Here is a 12,949-nt window from a genome sequence, read left to right as displayed (position 1 = left end):
GGCTGTGGGAACGGGCCCGTGGGCCGACAGGGCATCGGGAACGATGCAGGTCATTCCAATGCCTGGGCGGGCGGCTGATCCGGCGCACATCGTGCCGGTCCCGGGGCGGTGGGACGAGCCTCGCCATGCCTTCTGTCTGATCCCTGTCGGTCCGAGCGCACCGAAGCGGCCTCTTCGATGGGTTGATCTATGGCCGAAGCCGGCTACGCCTCGACCGGCTATGCCACAACAGCGTCGTCGAAACTTTCTTCCCCTGGGCGACCACCCCACGCGGCAGGCCGCGCGGGGCCCCGGATCACCCATTCCTCGCGCAGCAAGAAAGCTCCTCCTGTGCAGCAGGCCCCTGCGGGGTTGCGGCGCCGGTCGCCTCCGGCCCCTCGATCCCCATCGAGGCCGCAATGGTGCGGGCTCGGGACAGACATCAGGAGACGGAACATGGCGACCATCGGCACCTTCAAGAAGACCGCTGCGAACGAGTTCACCGGCGAGATCGTCACCCTCAGCGTCCAGGCGCGGGGCGTGCGCATCCTCCCCGAGGTCCGGACCACCGGCGAGAACGCCCCTTCCCACCGGGTCTTCGTCGGCCGCGTCGAGATCGGCGCTGCCTGGAGCAAGCGCTCCAACGAGGGCCGGGACTATCTGGGCCTCAAGCTCGACGACCCGAGCTTCAACGCCCCCATCTACGCCAACCTCTTCGAGGACGAGGACGGCGAGAGCTTCAGCCTCATCTGGTCCCGCCCCAACGGCCGGCGCAGCGCAGACTGAGGCCCAACCGAAACGCCCCATCCGGTCATCCCGGGCGGGGCGTCCTCGCCAGCGACGAACGGTGGCCATCCCCAGACGGCGTTCGTGCGCTCCAACACCGCGCCGCTTTACCCCCGGCGCAGCAACGGGAGCCCAGCACGACCGTTGTGCCAGGACGTTTTTGTCTCTCAACCCACCCATCCTACCGGCCGTCGAGCCGCGTCAAGGACGGGCGGTCCCCCGATTTTCCTCCCTGGCCTGCGGCCGAACCGGAAAATCAGCTCCCCCACCCGCCGGCGCTGCCGGTCGCTGCGCGATCCCTGACCCGGCCCTCCGGCACCCGGTCCCCCGCCTCCGTCATCGAGACAACGGAGGTTCCCATGACCGACTTCACCCACATCCACGTCGAAATCGCCGAGTTGCGCGCCGAGCTCTCGGCCTGCTTCCTCACCCGCAAGGAGCGCGCTGACGCCCTTCGCCGCATCGAGGATCTGCTTGCGGCGGTCGCGCAGCCCCGCGACGAGGCGGAGGGAGGGTGACCCCTCCCTCCTATCTCCACAGCTTGCCCTTCGGTTCAAATGGGGAGCGAATATCTGAACAGGACGGCCTCGCCGACGTCCTCGACGATCTCGATCACCTCGTTGACCAACGCCGCCTCGGTCGAAATCGCCTCCAGCAGGGCGTCGAACAACGCGCGCTGGCGCGCCGGTGTCACCTGCGGCACGATGATCACGAGACCGGCGTGGATCTCCTCCTTGGCGTAGAGCTTGCGGAAGTCGCGGGCATTGTTGGTCACGAAGGTGAAGTCGCCGGCGACGATCCGGGGCATGAGGTCCCAATCCGTCTCGCCGCCGAGGCCGAGCCAGGTCACATGATCGGCCTGATGGCTGCGGGCCTGAGCTACCCCGACGAGAGACGTGTGCAGACACTCGTCGATCAGAAACCTCATCCGGCCGCGCCCGGCCGGCGCGGTTGCGGATCGCTCTTGAGCGCCAGGCGCCGTGTGGACTTCGGCGACAATCCCTGCTCATGAAGCGTCTTCGGCCGCCCGCGGGCCGGATGCGCGGTCGCCCAGATCGCCGCCAAGTCCAGCATGCGCGGCGTCAGCGCCGGATAGCCTTCGAGGATCTCCTCGGTGCTCGCCCCCTGCGCCACCATCGCCGCGATTGCGCGCGCCGGGATGCGGGTTCCCCTGAAGACCGGCTCGCCCCCGAGAGTGCCCCTGTCGCGATGAATCGCAGCCTCCGCTTCGTCGAGGGCCCGGATGCGCGCGTCGAGCTGCTTGCGCGCCGTGGCCACATCCACGATCAACAGATCATCGGCCCGCACCGTCCTGGCATTCGGCGTTGCTGCAATCGCCTCGAACAGCTTCTCGCGCCGCTCGGCGCTCAGGGCCGATCCGATGCCGTGCCAGAGCGTAAGGCGCAGCAGCCCCTCACGGGTCAGCGCGCGCCGAGCCGTGCCGCGCGGCCGGGGATCGGGCTTCGTCTCGACGATCTTCTTGTCGATGGCATTGTGGACCGCCTTCACCGCGATGCCACTGACGGCTGCGGCTTCAGCCGGTGTGTAGATGCGGGCAGCTTCGGCCATAATCATTCGCCTCAGAGAGAAGAATATAGGTGGGTGCGCCTAGACGGTAAAGACCTCCGCCTCAATCCCCCCTCGCCGGCGGGAGTTGCCTGTCAGGTCTCGTCGTCCGGCTTGACCAGCTCGACATGGCTGACATCGAGAGCCTGAGCCAGTTCGTAGAGCGTGATGACAGTCGGATTCCGCCTGCCACGCTCGAGGCCGCTGAGATATTGCTGACTGAAGCCGGAACGCGTTTCGACTTCCTCCTGGGTCAGGCCTTTCTCCCGACGCAGGCGGGCGAAGTTCCGTCCAACCAGTTTGCGCATGTCCATGCACAGACGGATGGCAATTTACATACTTTGGGTTTATCAACTTTAATATGTAATCTCGCTATTCAAAGAGGATAAGCGTATGGTGCATAGGCGATGATCGAGCGGGAATAAGATGAGCGTATCCCGCTATCAATCAGGGAATGGGGACCCTGGTTACATGACAAAACGAACAACCGCGGTTTCATGCCAGGGGCACCGCATTCGCCGGTTCCTCAACGACGAGGTCGAGACGGTGGGTGTTGGGTCCCAACCTGCACCGGAGCTCAAGAAAACCTTGGGACCAAAGGGATGAGCGACGCAGCCTTCCTCGACGAGCCACCGGAGAGTTCGAAGCTCACGGACTACGACCGCACCCACATGAAGCTCTATCTGCGCGTCATGGATGCCGCGACGGACGGCGCCGATTGGCGTGAGGTGGTTTCGGTTCTGTTCGGCCTCGATCCGGCCCGGGAGCCCGAACGGGCACGCCGGGTCCATGACAGCCATCTTGCCCGCGCCCGCTGGATGACCACCCACGGCTATCGCCTGCTCGTTCGCGAGGGCCATCGCGGCCCGCCGTCGTGATGCGCGGAGCGCAACAGCTGTTGCAGAATTTGGGGCTTCCGCTGCGTTGCACACGTCGAAATTGTAGCCGGCTGAGTCTGCCCCAGACTGACGGTCGGAGAATGCAATGTCCCTGGACACGTCCCGCTGGCGATCATCGTCGATCTATGACTACGTCGACACGCTGACAGCCCCCGACATCGGATGGGAATGGCTGAGGCGCAACGAGGATTACCAAAGCAGCTACGCCGCGTTCAGCCTGGTCGAACATCCCGCACCAGCGCTGGCGGACGGTGCGGCACGAAAGTGGGGACTGCGATTTCCCGGTCGATCCGGCGCATAGGGCAACCGACGCGACCATCTTCTGGCTGCCCGAGGAAGACACCAGCAGCGTTATCCTCGCCCTCGCGCTGCCGGTCTTTCGTTCCTCCAGCGACGTGCTCTCGCTGCTGAACGGCTCGGATCTCGTCCGCGCCGATGATGGGCTTCACCATCTGCGCGACCTGGCCGGCGGCCAGCGCCTCCACCTCATCCTTCCATCCGACGCAGTGCCGGGCCGGCCGCTTGCGGCCATCGTTCCGCTGGGGCCGGACGGCTTCGACCGTCTCGAAGCGGTCGCCCGGCTCCTCGCCTCGCTGCACGGTCGCGAGGTGCCCCGCGATACGCGCCTGACGCAGCAGCAACTGGCCCGGACCCGTCGCATGCTGCAGGCAGCCGACGGACGCCGCAACGGCGCCACACAACAGGAGATCGCCGCGGTGATCTTCAAAACCGGCCAGCTCTCCCGTGACGAATGGCAGGCCTCTTCGGCCCGTCATGCCGTCATGGACCTGCTGCGCGGGGCCCGCGACATGATCGCCGGCGGCTATCGCAAGCTGCTTCATCATAGGCGCCGACCATAACGCCGCTCGGCACCCGCGGCGGTGTGGAAACTTAGCTCCCCTAAAATCCCACTGCATCTCGCCAGCCGCGCTTCGCCATCGTGACCGCCATCGGCCGCTTTTCCCCGGCGGCCTCAGCGACCCTCACGGAGGCCCGATCCATGCGACCCGATCTCGCCGTTCTGCCGCCGCGCTACCTGCGCACCAAGGAAGCCGCGGAATTCCTCTCCCTCTCCGCCCGCACTCTGGAGAAGCACCGCACTTACGGGACCGGCCCCGCCTATCGCAAGCTTGGCGGCCGTGTCGTCTATGCTGTCGACGACCTCAGGGCCTGGGCCGAGCGCGGCGCCGTCACCTCCACCTCCGATCCGCGAGGCACTGTGCTGCCCGCCAAGCGTCATGAGCCCGCGCCGCCGGCGCATGCCGGCCGCTACGCGCGCTGATCGGCGGTTTCCAGATGCCGGCGCACCACCGTCCTTCCCCGGAGCGTGGGCAGCTCGACCTGTTCCACGCGCGTCCCGGCGCATTCGCGCCCCGCGACGCGCAGGATCTCATGAGCTTCCCGTTCTTCTCGCTGTCCAAATCGCACCGCACGGTGCCCATCGACTTTTCCGCCGGCAATGTCTGGATCCGGGTGGAAGCCGTGCCGGACCATGGCATGGCGACCATCTGGGACGCCGACATTCTGATTTGGGCTGCGAGCCAGATCGTCGAGGCGCGCGACGCGGGACTGAAAACCTCGCGCCTGATGGCGGCGACGCCCTACGAGATCCTCACCTTCATCCGGCGCGGGGTGTCTTTGCGGGACTACCAGCGCCTCAAGGCGGCGCTCGACCGCCTCCAGTCCACGACGGTGGTCACGTCCATCCGCCAGCCGGCCGAAGGGCGCCGCCATCGGTTCTCGTGGATCAACGAGTGGAAGGAACGCATCGACACCTCCGGCAAGCCGCTCGGCATCGAGTTGATCCTGCCGGATTGGTTCTACCGCGCGGTGCTGGACGATGCCCTGATCCTGACCATCGACCAGGCCTATTTCAGCCTGACCGGGGGCCTCGACCGCTGGCTCTACCGCGTGGTGCGCCGGCATGGCGGCAAGCAGCGCGCCGGATGGCGCTTCGACTTCCGCCACCTCCACCAGAAGTCGGGCAGCCTCTCACCCTTCAAGCGCTTCGCGTTCGAGCTGCGCGACGCGATCCGCCGCCAGCCGCTCCCCGGCTACACGCTGTTCCTCGAGGCGGATGCCGGCGGCCACGCTCTGCTCGCGTTCGAGCCGACGGCACCCTGTGGACAAGCTGTGGAAAGCTTCGTGCCTTCAGGAACCTTGAGGCACGTGACATCGGGAACCGCCCCCACGTGCCATCAGGAACCAAAACAGGGCTTAAGCCGCAGAGGTCAAAAACGAAATCGCGCCCTTAACTTAGTATCTAACACAGAATCTAACTTTAAGACGCGCGCACGCGATGTGGATAACCATCCCCAATACACCTCTCCACCGCCTGTCTTGAAGGATAGGTCCGATACGTCTTTCCGTAAAGACGGCTTTACGCTCGTCGATGCTCGCGACGCTCTTCAGCATCCCTCCGGACCCAAGCCCGGAGGCCGGCAATGATCGTCATGCTGGCCAACCAAAAAGGCGGCGTCGGCAAGACGACGCTCGCCTTGCACCTTGCAGGGGCCTGGGCGCGCCAAGGCCAGCGCGTCACTCTGATCGACGCCGATCCCCAAGGCTCGGCCCTCGACTGGTCGCAGCAGCGCGCCCGTGAAGGGCTGCCGCGCCTGTTCGGCGTCGTCGGGCTTGCACGCGACACGCTGCACCGCGAGGCGCCGGAGATCGCTCGTGATGTCGAGCGCGTCATCATCGACGGGCCGCCCCGCATCGCCAGCCTCATGCGCTCGGGGCTGCTGGCGTCCGACCTGGTGCTAGTCCCCGTCCAGCCATCCCCGCTCGACGGCTGGGCTTCGGCGGAGATGCTCGGGCTGCTGCGGGAAGCGCGCATCTACCGGCCGCAACTCGCCGCACGGTTCCTTCTGAACCGCTGCGGCGCCCGCACCGTCATCGCCCGCGAGACGGCCGAGACGCTGGCCGACCACGATCCGCCGGTGCTCACCACCACCATCGGCCAGCGCGTCGTCTTCGCCGACGCCGCGCAGACCGGCCGGCTCGCCTTCGAGATCGACGAGGCAAGCCCGGCCGCGCGCGAGATCTCTGCCCTCGTCGACGAGATCGACCGCCTGCGCATCGGGAGGATCGCGGCATGAGCCGGCGCGGCTTCGCGGCACGCCCAGGCGATGCCGAAACCTGGATCAAGGCGCCCGAAGCGCGACCTAGGCGCGAGGCGCCGGATGGCGCTTTCACGGCGCGGCTCACCATCGACGTCACACCCGACCAGCGCGCCCGCATCAAGATCGCGGCCTTCCAGCGCGGCGTCACCGTCGCCGACATGCTGCGCGACCTCCTCGCGCGCGAGTTCCCGCCCGCTCCCGAAGGAGACACCCCATGAGCGGCTCCGCCACGCCCCGCGGGCGTGAAGACCTGCGGCCGAACGGCCCTCGCCCCGCGATCACCTTCGTCGAGCTGACCTGGGTCGAGAGGCGGATCGAGACCTGGATCCGCTTCGGCCGCAGCACCTGCGAAGAGATCATCAACCGCCACCGGCGTGTCCTCGGGTTTCCCGCGAACACGGTGTTCTGCTTCGTGCGCTGGGCCGCCAACGACTACGGCACCATCCTCTCGCGGCTCGACATCGTCCGCGCGGTCGATGAAGGGACGCCGTTCCAGACCCTGTCCTTCGTCCGTCCGGGCGGGGAGATCCTGCTGCGCGTCAGCGGCTGGCCCAAAGTCTGGAGCGCCCTGCAGGCGATCGACTCCATTGAGACGCGCGGCATCGATCCGGCCGATGTCTCGCCGGACTACTGGCGCCACGTCCACAATCGCCTGACTGCCGGCCAGGAGCCGCGCGCCTACACCATCGAGCAGCACCGCGCCTTCCTGCTGCGCCGGAGGGCGCAGCCATGACGCGCTTCGGTTACGTGATGGCGACCTACTTCGTGACCATGGGCGTCGCCGGCGCGGCATTCGTCCCGACCTCGCTGAAGCTGGTCTGGAACGCCTCACCGAGCGTGCCGATCGGTCTCTACACCATCGGGCCCGCGGAGCACCTGGAGGTGACCGACCTCGTCGCCGTCGCCGCGCCCGACTGGCTCGGACGTTTCCTGGCGGCGCGTGGCTATCTGGCCGAGGGGGTGCCGCTGATGAAGCGCGTCGCCGCGCTGCCGGGACAGCGTGTCTGCCGGCTGCGTGGCGAGATCACCGTCGACGGCATCGCCATGGGACGGACCCTGGACCGCGACCACCAAGGCCGGGACCTGCCCACATGGAGCGGCTGCCACGTCGTCGCCGACGGGGAGCTCTTCCTTATGAACTGGCAGTCCGACGACAGCCTGGACGGGCGCTACTTCGGGCCGCTTCCGGCCAGCGCCGTCATCGGCAAGGCCATGCCGCTCTACACCGACGAAGACGGCGACGGCCATTTCGTCTGGCGCGCGCCGACGCGGTGATGCCGCCTCCACGACCCTTTCCCCACACATCGAAGGAGCAACCCCATGTCCCTGATTGGTCAGTTCAGCCGCACCCGCAACGGTTATGCCGGGCATATCCGCACCCTCTCCATCGACGCGGAGATCGTCCTCGTGCCGGCGGAGCAATCTGACGCCGAGCATGCGCCGGACTACCGCATTCATCTCTTGGACGACGACGGGCCGGAGATCGGTGCGGGATGGAAGCGCATCGGCGAGAAGGCCGGCGACTACGTCTCGCTGGTGATCGACGATCCGGTCTTTCTCCAGCCTATTCGTGCCTTCCTGTTCCAGTCCGTCGTCGACCGAAGCACATGGGGCCTGCACTGGAGCCGCCCGTCGAAGCGCGGCGAGCGGGACTGAGCAATGGTTGTCCCTCGCCGATACCCATGGGCTGGCCCTTCCTCCGCAGCCCGCCGCCTGAGCCTTCTTCTCCTTTCCGGCCTGCTGGCCATCATGATCGCGCCGGCCGGCTTGCGTGCGCAGGACGTACCCGTCTCCCTGCCGGAAGCGAGTGATCCCTTCGGCGCTCCCATTGCCGAGGCTTCGCAGCGCTTCGGCATTCCGGCGGCCTGGATCCGGGCCGTCATGCGGGCCGAGAGCGCCGTGGATGCGACCGCCGTATCTCCCAAGGGGGCGATGGGACTGATGCAGATCATGCCCGAGACCTGGGCGGAGCTGCGCCGTCGCCACCGTCTCGGCGATGATCCCTTCGATCCGCGCGACAACATCCTCTCCGGCGCCGCCTATCTGCGCGAACTCAACGACCGCTATGGCGCACCGGGCCTGCTCGCCGCCTACCATGCGGGGTCGGCGCGCTACGGAGCGTATCTCGCCGGTCGCCCGCTGCCGGCCGAGACCCGCGCCTATGTCGCCATGCTCGCGCCGGCCTTCGGCGGCCGTGAGCTACAGGCTCCGACGGCCACACCTGACGCCGAGCCGCAATCCTGGCGTGGCGCACCGCTGTTCGTCTCTCGACTGGAGCACGCTCTTTCGGCCGATGCGGCGGCGACTACCAGACCAATCGGCAGCGCGCCGAACGCTCGGGCACCGGTAGCGGCACCCAGGCTCGCATCGCAGCCTACGGGTCTCTTTGTTGCGCTTCCGAGTGCGGGAGGACGGCTGTGATCGCGCACGCTCATGTCGTTGCCAACCGTCGCCCCCGCACGCTCCTTCCTACAGAAGTTCTTCCTGCAGGAAGGCACCACGGATGCGACCCGGCGCAATCCGACTCGCCGAACGGCGGCAGGGGAGCCCCGATGGTCGCGCTCGTACCCTCGCGGCCTCACGCGCTCCCCTGGATAGGGAGGGCGGGATGGCAAGAGCAGTGGAAACACGGCCGATTAGGAGGGCGAGATAAAAGCCCATGCCCGTATCGCGCCAAGCCACTGACGTGGCTCGCGCTTTTCCGTGCATGCCGGCCGGTCGCGGGCATGCTGCCCGGTTTTCATGAGGGATTACAAGCTTCCCGCATGCACGAGCCTTTCTTGGCACCGCCGAGGGGCCTGCCGTGAGCGAGGGCGACAGCGACATCCGCATCCGGCCCGGCCGCATCCGCTCAACCCGCGCGCCGCGCCCGAAGAGCTTCATCAACCAGGTCCTGCGGGCCGCCCAGAAGGCTGGCCACACATCGAGCGCCTCACCGGGCGGGGCGGGCCGCTCCGGTTACGGCCGCTCGACCTTCGGCCGGGGTCGCGGCAGCTTCAGCCGTTCGCGCCTGTTCAGTCCGGACCGCCGGGTCGTGGTGAAGGCCCGGGTCGTGCGCCACAAGGGGCGGTCCTTCCGCTCGGCACCGCTGTCCACGCACCTCGCCTATCTCAAGCGTGAGGGGGTGAGCCGGGACGGGGAAAAGGGCGTGATGTTCGACGCCGTCTCTGATCGTGCCGACGACCTCGCCTTCACCGGACGGTGCGAGGACGACCGGCACCATTTCCGCTTCATCATCTCGCCGGAGGACGCCGGCGAGATGACCGACCTCAAGGCCTTCACCCGCGATCTCGTGCAGCAGATGGAGACCGATCTCGGCAGCCGCCTCGGCTGGGTCGCGGTGGATCATTGGAACACCGACAACCCCCATGTCCACCTGCTGGTGCGCGGGGTGGACGAGACCGGCGCCGACCTCGTCATCTCCCGGGACTATATCAGCCAAGGCCTGCGCTCCCGGGCGGAGGACCTCGTCTCCCTCGAGCTCGGCCCCAGGCCCGAGCACGAGATCCGGCACGCGCTTGAGACGGAGATCACCGCCGAGCGCTGGACCCGGCTCGACTGCGAGATCCGGTTTGCCGCGGACGATGTGGGCTATCTCGACCTCAGGCCGCAGACAACTGGCCCCGCCGATCCCGAGATCCGGCGGCTGATGATCGGCCGGCTGCAGCATCTGGAGAAGATGGGGCTCGCCGCTCCCGCGAGCCCCGGCGAGTGGATGGTGGGGCTCGAGGCCGAGCGGCACCTGCGCGACCTCGGCCTGCGCGGCGACATCATCAAGACCATGCACCGGGCCTTTATCGAACGGGGCGAGGAGCGCGGCGTCGCCGACTATGTGATCGACGGCCTGGACACATCCTCTCCCATCATCGGCCGGCTGGTGAACAAGGGGCTGCACAACGAGCTGACCGGCGAGGCCTATGCCGTGATCGACGGCCTGGATGGTCGCGCCCACCATGTCCGCTTCCCCGGCGTGGAGGCCTTCGCGCATGCGCCGCCCCTCGGCGGCATCGTCGAGGTCCGCCGCTTTGGCGGTGCTGACGACACCCATCCGACCCTGGTGCTCGCCACCCGCTCCGACTTCGACCTCGCCCGCCAGGTCTCCGCGCGAGGGGCCACCTGGCTCGATCACCGCCTCGTCGAGCGCGAGCCCCTGGCGCTGGCCATGGGCGGCTTCGGCCGCGAGGCGCGCGAGGCGATGCAGGCGCGAGCCGAGCACCTCGTCGCGGAAGGGCTCGCCCGCCGGCAGGGCCCGCGCATCATCCTCCAGCGGGATCTCCTCGCCACCCTGCGTCGGCGCGAGCTCGACACCGTCGGCGCGGGGATCGCCGCCGAGACCGGCCTGCCGCAGGTGAAGACCGCTGCGGGAGAGCATGTCTCCGGCATCTACCGCCAGCGCCTGACCTTGGCCTCGGGCCGGTACGCCATGATCGATGACGGCCTCGGCTTCCAGCTCGTCCCATGGTCGCGGGAGATCGAGAAGAGGCTCGGCCAGCATGTCACCGGCACCGCGAAGGACGGCGGCGGCATCGAGTGGAGCCTCGGTCGAAAGCGCGACCTCGGGCTCTAGCTGCCACCCATGCTCACAAAGGGGCGCTCTCATGTCCGCCACCAGGATCCTGTGGGGTCAGATCATCGTCGTCTTCCTGATCGTGCTCGCCACGACCTGGGGCGCGACCCAGTATGTCGCCTGGCAGCTCGGCTTCCAGGCCCAGCTGGGGCCGCCGTGGTTCCATCTTGTCGGCATGCCAGTCTACGTCCCGCCCGCCTTCTTTGCCTGGTGGTTCTCCTATGACGCCTATGCCCCCGAGATCCTCGGCAAGGGGGCCCTCATCGCCGCGTCCGGCGGCTTCATCGCCATCGCCGCCGCCATCGCCATGTCGGTGTGGCGGGCGCGCGAGGCAAAGGCCGTCGCCACTTATGGTTCGGCGCGCTGGGCCGAGCCGCACGAGGTGAAGGCGGCCGGCCTCATCGGTCCCGACGGCGTGGTGCTCGGCCGGCTCGGCCGGGACTATCTGCGCCATGATGGCCCCGAGCACGTGCTGTGCTTCGCCCCGACGCGGAGCGGCAAGGGCGTGGGCCTCGTCGTGCCCACGCTCCTGACCTGGCCCGGCAGCTGCATCGTCCACGACATCAAGGGAGAGAACTGGCAGCTCACCGCCGGCTTCCGGGCCCGGCACGGCCGCGTCCTGCTGTTCGATCCCACCAATCCCGCCTCCTCGGCCTACAATCCCCTGCTGGAGATCCGCCAGGGTGAATGGGAAGTGCGCGACGTGCAGAACGTCGCCGACGTGCTGGTCGACCCGGAAGGCTCCCTGGACAAGAGGAACCACTGGGAGAAGACCAGCCACTCGCTCCTGGTCGGGACGATCCTGCACGTGCTCTACGCCGAGCAGGACAAGACCCTCGCCGGGGTGGCGGGCTTCCTCTCCGATCCACGCCGACCCATCGAGACCGCGCTCCGGGCCATGATGACGACCCCGCATCTCGGCGAGGCGGGGCCGCATCCCGTGGTGGCTTCGACCGCGCGGGAGTTGCTGAACAAGTCGGACAATGAACGCTCAGGCGTGCTGAGCACCGCCATGAGCTTCCTCGGCCTCTACCGCGACCCCGTGGTCGCCGAGGTCACGCGGCGCTGTGATTGGCGGATCGCCGATCTCATCGCCGACGAACGGCCGGTCTCGCTCTATCTGGTCGTTCCGCCCAGCGACATCAGCCGCACCAAGCCGCTCATCCGTCTCGTCCTGAACCAGATCGGCCGGCGCCTGACCGAGGACCTCCAGGCCAGGGACCGGCGCCATCGCGTCCTGATGATGCTCGACGAGTTCCCCGCTTTGGGGCGGCTGGACTTCTTCGAGTCAGCCCTCGCCTTCATGGCTGGCTACGGCATCAAGAGCTTCCTCATCGCCCAGTCCCTCAACCAGATCGAGAAGGCCTATGGGGCCAACAACTCCATCCTCGACAACTGCCATGTCCGCGTGTCGTTCGCGGCCAATGACGAGAGGACGGCGAAGCGCATCTCCGATGCCCTCGGCACCGCCACCGAGATGCGCGCCATGCGCAACTATGCCGGCCACCGCCTCAGCCCGTGGCTCGGGCACCTGATGGTCTCCCGGCAGGAGACGGCGCGCCCGTTGCTTACCCCCGGCGAGATCATGCAGCTGCCACCCTCCGACGAGATCGTCATGGTGGCTGCGGCACCGCCGGTCCGGGCGAAGAAGGCGCGCTACTTCGAGGACCAGCGCTTCACCGAACGTGTCCTATCGCCGCCTGATCTTGGCAGGATTCCGCGTACATCCCGCACCGACAGCTGGTCAGCGCTGGCACCCATCAGGCCCGACGCGGCGCTGGTAGCCGAGATCGAGAAGGCCGAGGACAAGGCCAACAGCGGCCTGCGCCGGGAGCCCGAGTTGCCGGAACATGTGGCCATCGCCAGCGAGTCCACCGCGCCGCGGCCGGCGGACGAGTTCGCCATCGTCCTCGACGATGGGCCGGACGACACGGCCCAGCAGGCCCGCGTGCTGCGCCAGCAGATGCGCGGCGTCGCCCGGCAGGCCGCGCTCGACCCCCATGACGGCATCGACCTCTAGGAGATTTCCC

18 protein-coding genes are annotated in these 12,949 nt (G+C 67.8%); 15 read left to right on the top strand and 3 right to left on the bottom strand.

The annotated features are described in order from the left end of the window. The first annotated feature begins 435 nt into the window (after positions 1–435). Together ACU4E7_RS11345 and ACU4E7_RS11340 are read left to right on the top strand one after the other, a co-directional pair. A complete protein-coding gene (locus ACU4E7_RS11345; protein WP_394113084.1) occupies positions 436–765 on the top strand; it encodes a DUF736 domain-containing protein in 330 nt (109 codons plus the stop codon). 359 nt (positions 766–1,124) lie between these two features. Further along, positions 1,125–1,283 carry a hypothetical protein gene (locus ACU4E7_RS11340; RefSeq protein WP_447018907.1) on the top strand — a complete coding sequence of 53 codons (159 nt, stop codon included), beginning with the start codon at positions 1,125–1,127 and terminating at the stop codon, positions 1,281–1,283. A 35-nt stretch (positions 1,284–1,318) separates the two neighbouring features. Here ACU4E7_RS11340 and ACU4E7_RS11335 read toward each other — a convergent pair whose 3' ends face one another. The 3 genes from ACU4E7_RS11335 to ACU4E7_RS11325 all read right to left on the bottom strand — a co-directional run bounded on the left by ACU4E7_RS11335 (position 1,319) and on the right by ACU4E7_RS11325 (position 2,645). Next, the gene (locus ACU4E7_RS11335; protein WP_447018906.1) at positions 1,319–1,693 is read right to left on the bottom strand and encodes a DUF5615 family PIN-like protein; all 375 of its coding nucleotides are present in this window, start codon (positions 1,691–1,693) and stop codon (positions 1,319–1,321) included. Then, positions 1,690–2,334 (bottom strand): DUF433 domain-containing protein, encoded by a 645-nt coding sequence (locus ACU4E7_RS11330; protein WP_447018905.1) that lies wholly within the window; start codon positions 2,332–2,334, stop codon positions 1,690–1,692. Before ACU4E7_RS11330 ends, ACU4E7_RS11335 begins: the two co-directional genes overlap by 4 nt. Before the next feature lie 92 nt (positions 2,335–2,426). Next, positions 2,427–2,645 (bottom strand): helix-turn-helix domain-containing protein, encoded by a 219-nt coding sequence (locus ACU4E7_RS11325; protein ID WP_447018904.1) that lies wholly within the window; start codon positions 2,643–2,645, stop codon positions 2,427–2,429. A 288-nt stretch (positions 2,646–2,933) separates the two neighbouring features. Here ACU4E7_RS11325 and ACU4E7_RS11320 point away from each other — a divergent pair, with 288 nt between their 5' ends. From ACU4E7_RS11320 to ACU4E7_RS11260, 13 genes are all read left to right on the top strand, one after another. Next, positions 2,934–3,209, top strand: a complete 276-nt coding sequence (locus tag ACU4E7_RS11320) for a DNA -binding domain-containing protein (RefSeq protein WP_447018903.1) — start codon at positions 2,934–2,936, stop codon at positions 3,207–3,209. Between the two features lie 106 nt (positions 3,210–3,315). Beyond that, a complete protein-coding gene (locus ACU4E7_RS11315; protein WP_447018902.1) occupies positions 3,316–3,531 on the top strand; it encodes a transcriptional regulator domain-containing protein in 216 nt (71 codons plus the stop codon). After that, positions 3,482–4,090 (top strand): DUF2285 domain-containing protein, encoded by a 609-nt coding sequence (locus tag ACU4E7_RS11310; RefSeq protein WP_447018901.1) that lies wholly within the window; start codon positions 3,482–3,484, stop codon positions 4,088–4,090. The genes ACU4E7_RS11315 and ACU4E7_RS11310 overlap by 50 nt, the downstream gene beginning before the upstream one ends. Positions 4,091–4,230: 140 nt before the next feature. After that, on the top strand, positions 4,231–4,512 hold the full coding sequence (locus ACU4E7_RS11305) for a helix-turn-helix transcriptional regulator (protein ID WP_394072803.1): 282 nt from the start codon (positions 4,231–4,233) through the stop codon (positions 4,510–4,512). A 14-nt stretch (positions 4,513–4,526) separates the two neighbouring features. Continuing rightward, positions 4,527–5,678, top strand: a complete 1,152-nt coding sequence (locus ACU4E7_RS11300; RefSeq protein WP_447018900.1) for a replication initiator protein A — start codon at positions 4,527–4,529, stop codon at positions 5,676–5,678. After that, positions 5,675–6,328: a ParA family partition ATPase gene (gene parA / locus ACU4E7_RS11295; RefSeq protein WP_447018899.1), complete on the top strand. Its 654-nt coding sequence runs from the start codon at positions 5,675–5,677 to the stop codon at positions 6,326–6,328. The genes ACU4E7_RS11300 and parA overlap by 4 nt, the downstream gene beginning before the upstream one ends. Then, positions 6,325–6,570 (top strand): ribbon-helix-helix protein, encoded by a 246-nt coding sequence (locus ACU4E7_RS11290; RefSeq protein WP_447018898.1) that lies wholly within the window; start codon positions 6,325–6,327, stop codon positions 6,568–6,570. The genes parA and ACU4E7_RS11290 overlap by 4 nt, the downstream gene beginning before the upstream one ends. Next, on the top strand, positions 6,567–7,085 hold the full coding sequence (locus ACU4E7_RS11285; RefSeq protein WP_447018897.1) for a DUF2840 domain-containing protein: 519 nt from the start codon (positions 6,567–6,569) through the stop codon (positions 7,083–7,085). The genes ACU4E7_RS11290 and ACU4E7_RS11285 overlap by 4 nt, the downstream gene beginning before the upstream one ends. Continuing rightward, positions 7,082–7,627, top strand: a complete 546-nt coding sequence (locus ACU4E7_RS11280) for a S26 family signal peptidase (RefSeq protein WP_447018896.1) — start codon at positions 7,082–7,084, stop codon at positions 7,625–7,627. The genes ACU4E7_RS11285 and ACU4E7_RS11280 overlap by 4 nt, the downstream gene beginning before the upstream one ends. 45 nt (positions 7,628–7,672) lie before the next feature. Next, a complete protein-coding gene (locus tag ACU4E7_RS11275; protein WP_394020801.1) occupies positions 7,673–8,008 on the top strand; it encodes a DUF736 domain-containing protein in 336 nt (111 codons plus the stop codon). A gap of 3 nt (positions 8,009–8,011) precedes the next feature. After that, positions 8,012–8,773 carry a lytic transglycosylase domain-containing protein gene (locus ACU4E7_RS11270; RefSeq protein WP_447018895.1) on the top strand — a complete coding sequence of 254 codons (762 nt, stop codon included), beginning with the start codon at positions 8,012–8,014 and terminating at the stop codon, positions 8,771–8,773. Between the two features lie 382 nt (positions 8,774–9,155). After that, positions 9,156–10,919: a relaxase/mobilization nuclease domain-containing protein gene (locus ACU4E7_RS11265; RefSeq protein ID WP_447018894.1), complete on the top strand. Its 1,764-nt coding sequence runs from the start codon at positions 9,156–9,158 to the stop codon at positions 10,917–10,919. 31 nt (positions 10,920–10,950) lie between these two features. Continuing rightward, positions 10,951–12,939, top strand: a complete 1,989-nt coding sequence (locus ACU4E7_RS11260; RefSeq protein ID WP_447018893.1) for a conjugal transfer protein TraG — start codon at positions 10,951–10,953, stop codon at positions 12,937–12,939. Positions 12,940–12,949 lie beyond the last annotated feature (10 nt).

Source organism: Xanthobacter sp. ZOL 2024, from assembly GCF_052932325.1.
This window is presented reverse-complemented; position numbering and strand designations above follow the sequence as displayed.

Excerpts from the sequence above, each read along its gene's own strand:
- ACU4E7_RS11325 (WP_447018904.1), bottom strand. The coding sequence starts at position 2,645 with ATGGACATGCGCAAACTGGTTGGACGGAACTTCGCCCGCCTGCGTCGG.
- ACU4E7_RS11345 (WP_394113084.1), top strand. The coding sequence starts at position 436 with ATGGCGACCATCGGCACCTTCAAGAAGACCGCTGCGAACGAGTTCACC.
- ACU4E7_RS11270 (WP_447018895.1), top strand. The coding sequence starts at position 8,012 with ATGGTTGTCCCTCGCCGATACCCATGGGCTGGCCCTTCCTCCGCAGCC.
- ACU4E7_RS11280 (WP_447018896.1), top strand. The coding sequence starts at position 7,082 with ATGACGCGCTTCGGTTACGTGATGGCGACCTACTTCGTGACCATGGGC.
- ACU4E7_RS11320 (WP_447018903.1), top strand. The coding sequence starts at position 2,934 with ATGAGCGACGCAGCCTTCCTCGACGAGCCACCGGAGAGTTCGAAGCTC.
- ACU4E7_RS11290 (WP_447018898.1), top strand. The coding sequence starts at position 6,325 with ATGAGCCGGCGCGGCTTCGCGGCACGCCCAGGCGATGCCGAAACCTGG.
- ACU4E7_RS11315 (WP_447018902.1), top strand. The coding sequence starts at position 3,316 with ATGTCCCTGGACACGTCCCGCTGGCGATCATCGTCGATCTATGACTAC.
- ACU4E7_RS11260 (WP_447018893.1), top strand. The coding sequence starts at position 10,951 with ATGTCCGCCACCAGGATCCTGTGGGGTCAGATCATCGTCGTCTTCCTG.
- ACU4E7_RS11340 (WP_447018907.1), top strand. The coding sequence starts at position 1,125 with ATGACCGACTTCACCCACATCCACGTCGAAATCGCCGAGTTGCGCGCC.
- ACU4E7_RS11330 (WP_447018905.1), bottom strand. The coding sequence starts at position 2,334 with ATGGCCGAAGCTGCCCGCATCTACACACCGGCTGAAGCCGCAGCCGTC.
- ACU4E7_RS11285 (WP_447018897.1), top strand. The coding sequence starts at position 6,567 with ATGAGCGGCTCCGCCACGCCCCGCGGGCGTGAAGACCTGCGGCCGAAC.
- ACU4E7_RS11275 (WP_394020801.1), top strand. The coding sequence starts at position 7,673 with ATGTCCCTGATTGGTCAGTTCAGCCGCACCCGCAACGGTTATGCCGGG.
- ACU4E7_RS11335 (WP_447018906.1), bottom strand. The coding sequence starts at position 1,693 with ATGAGGTTTCTGATCGACGAGTGTCTGCACACGTCTCTCGTCGGGGTA.
- ACU4E7_RS11300 (WP_447018900.1), top strand. The coding sequence starts at position 4,527 with ATGCCGGCGCACCACCGTCCTTCCCCGGAGCGTGGGCAGCTCGACCTG.
- parA (WP_447018899.1), top strand. The coding sequence starts at position 5,675 with ATGATCGTCATGCTGGCCAACCAAAAAGGCGGCGTCGGCAAGACGACG.
- ACU4E7_RS11305 (WP_394072803.1), top strand. The coding sequence starts at position 4,231 with ATGCGACCCGATCTCGCCGTTCTGCCGCCGCGCTACCTGCGCACCAAG.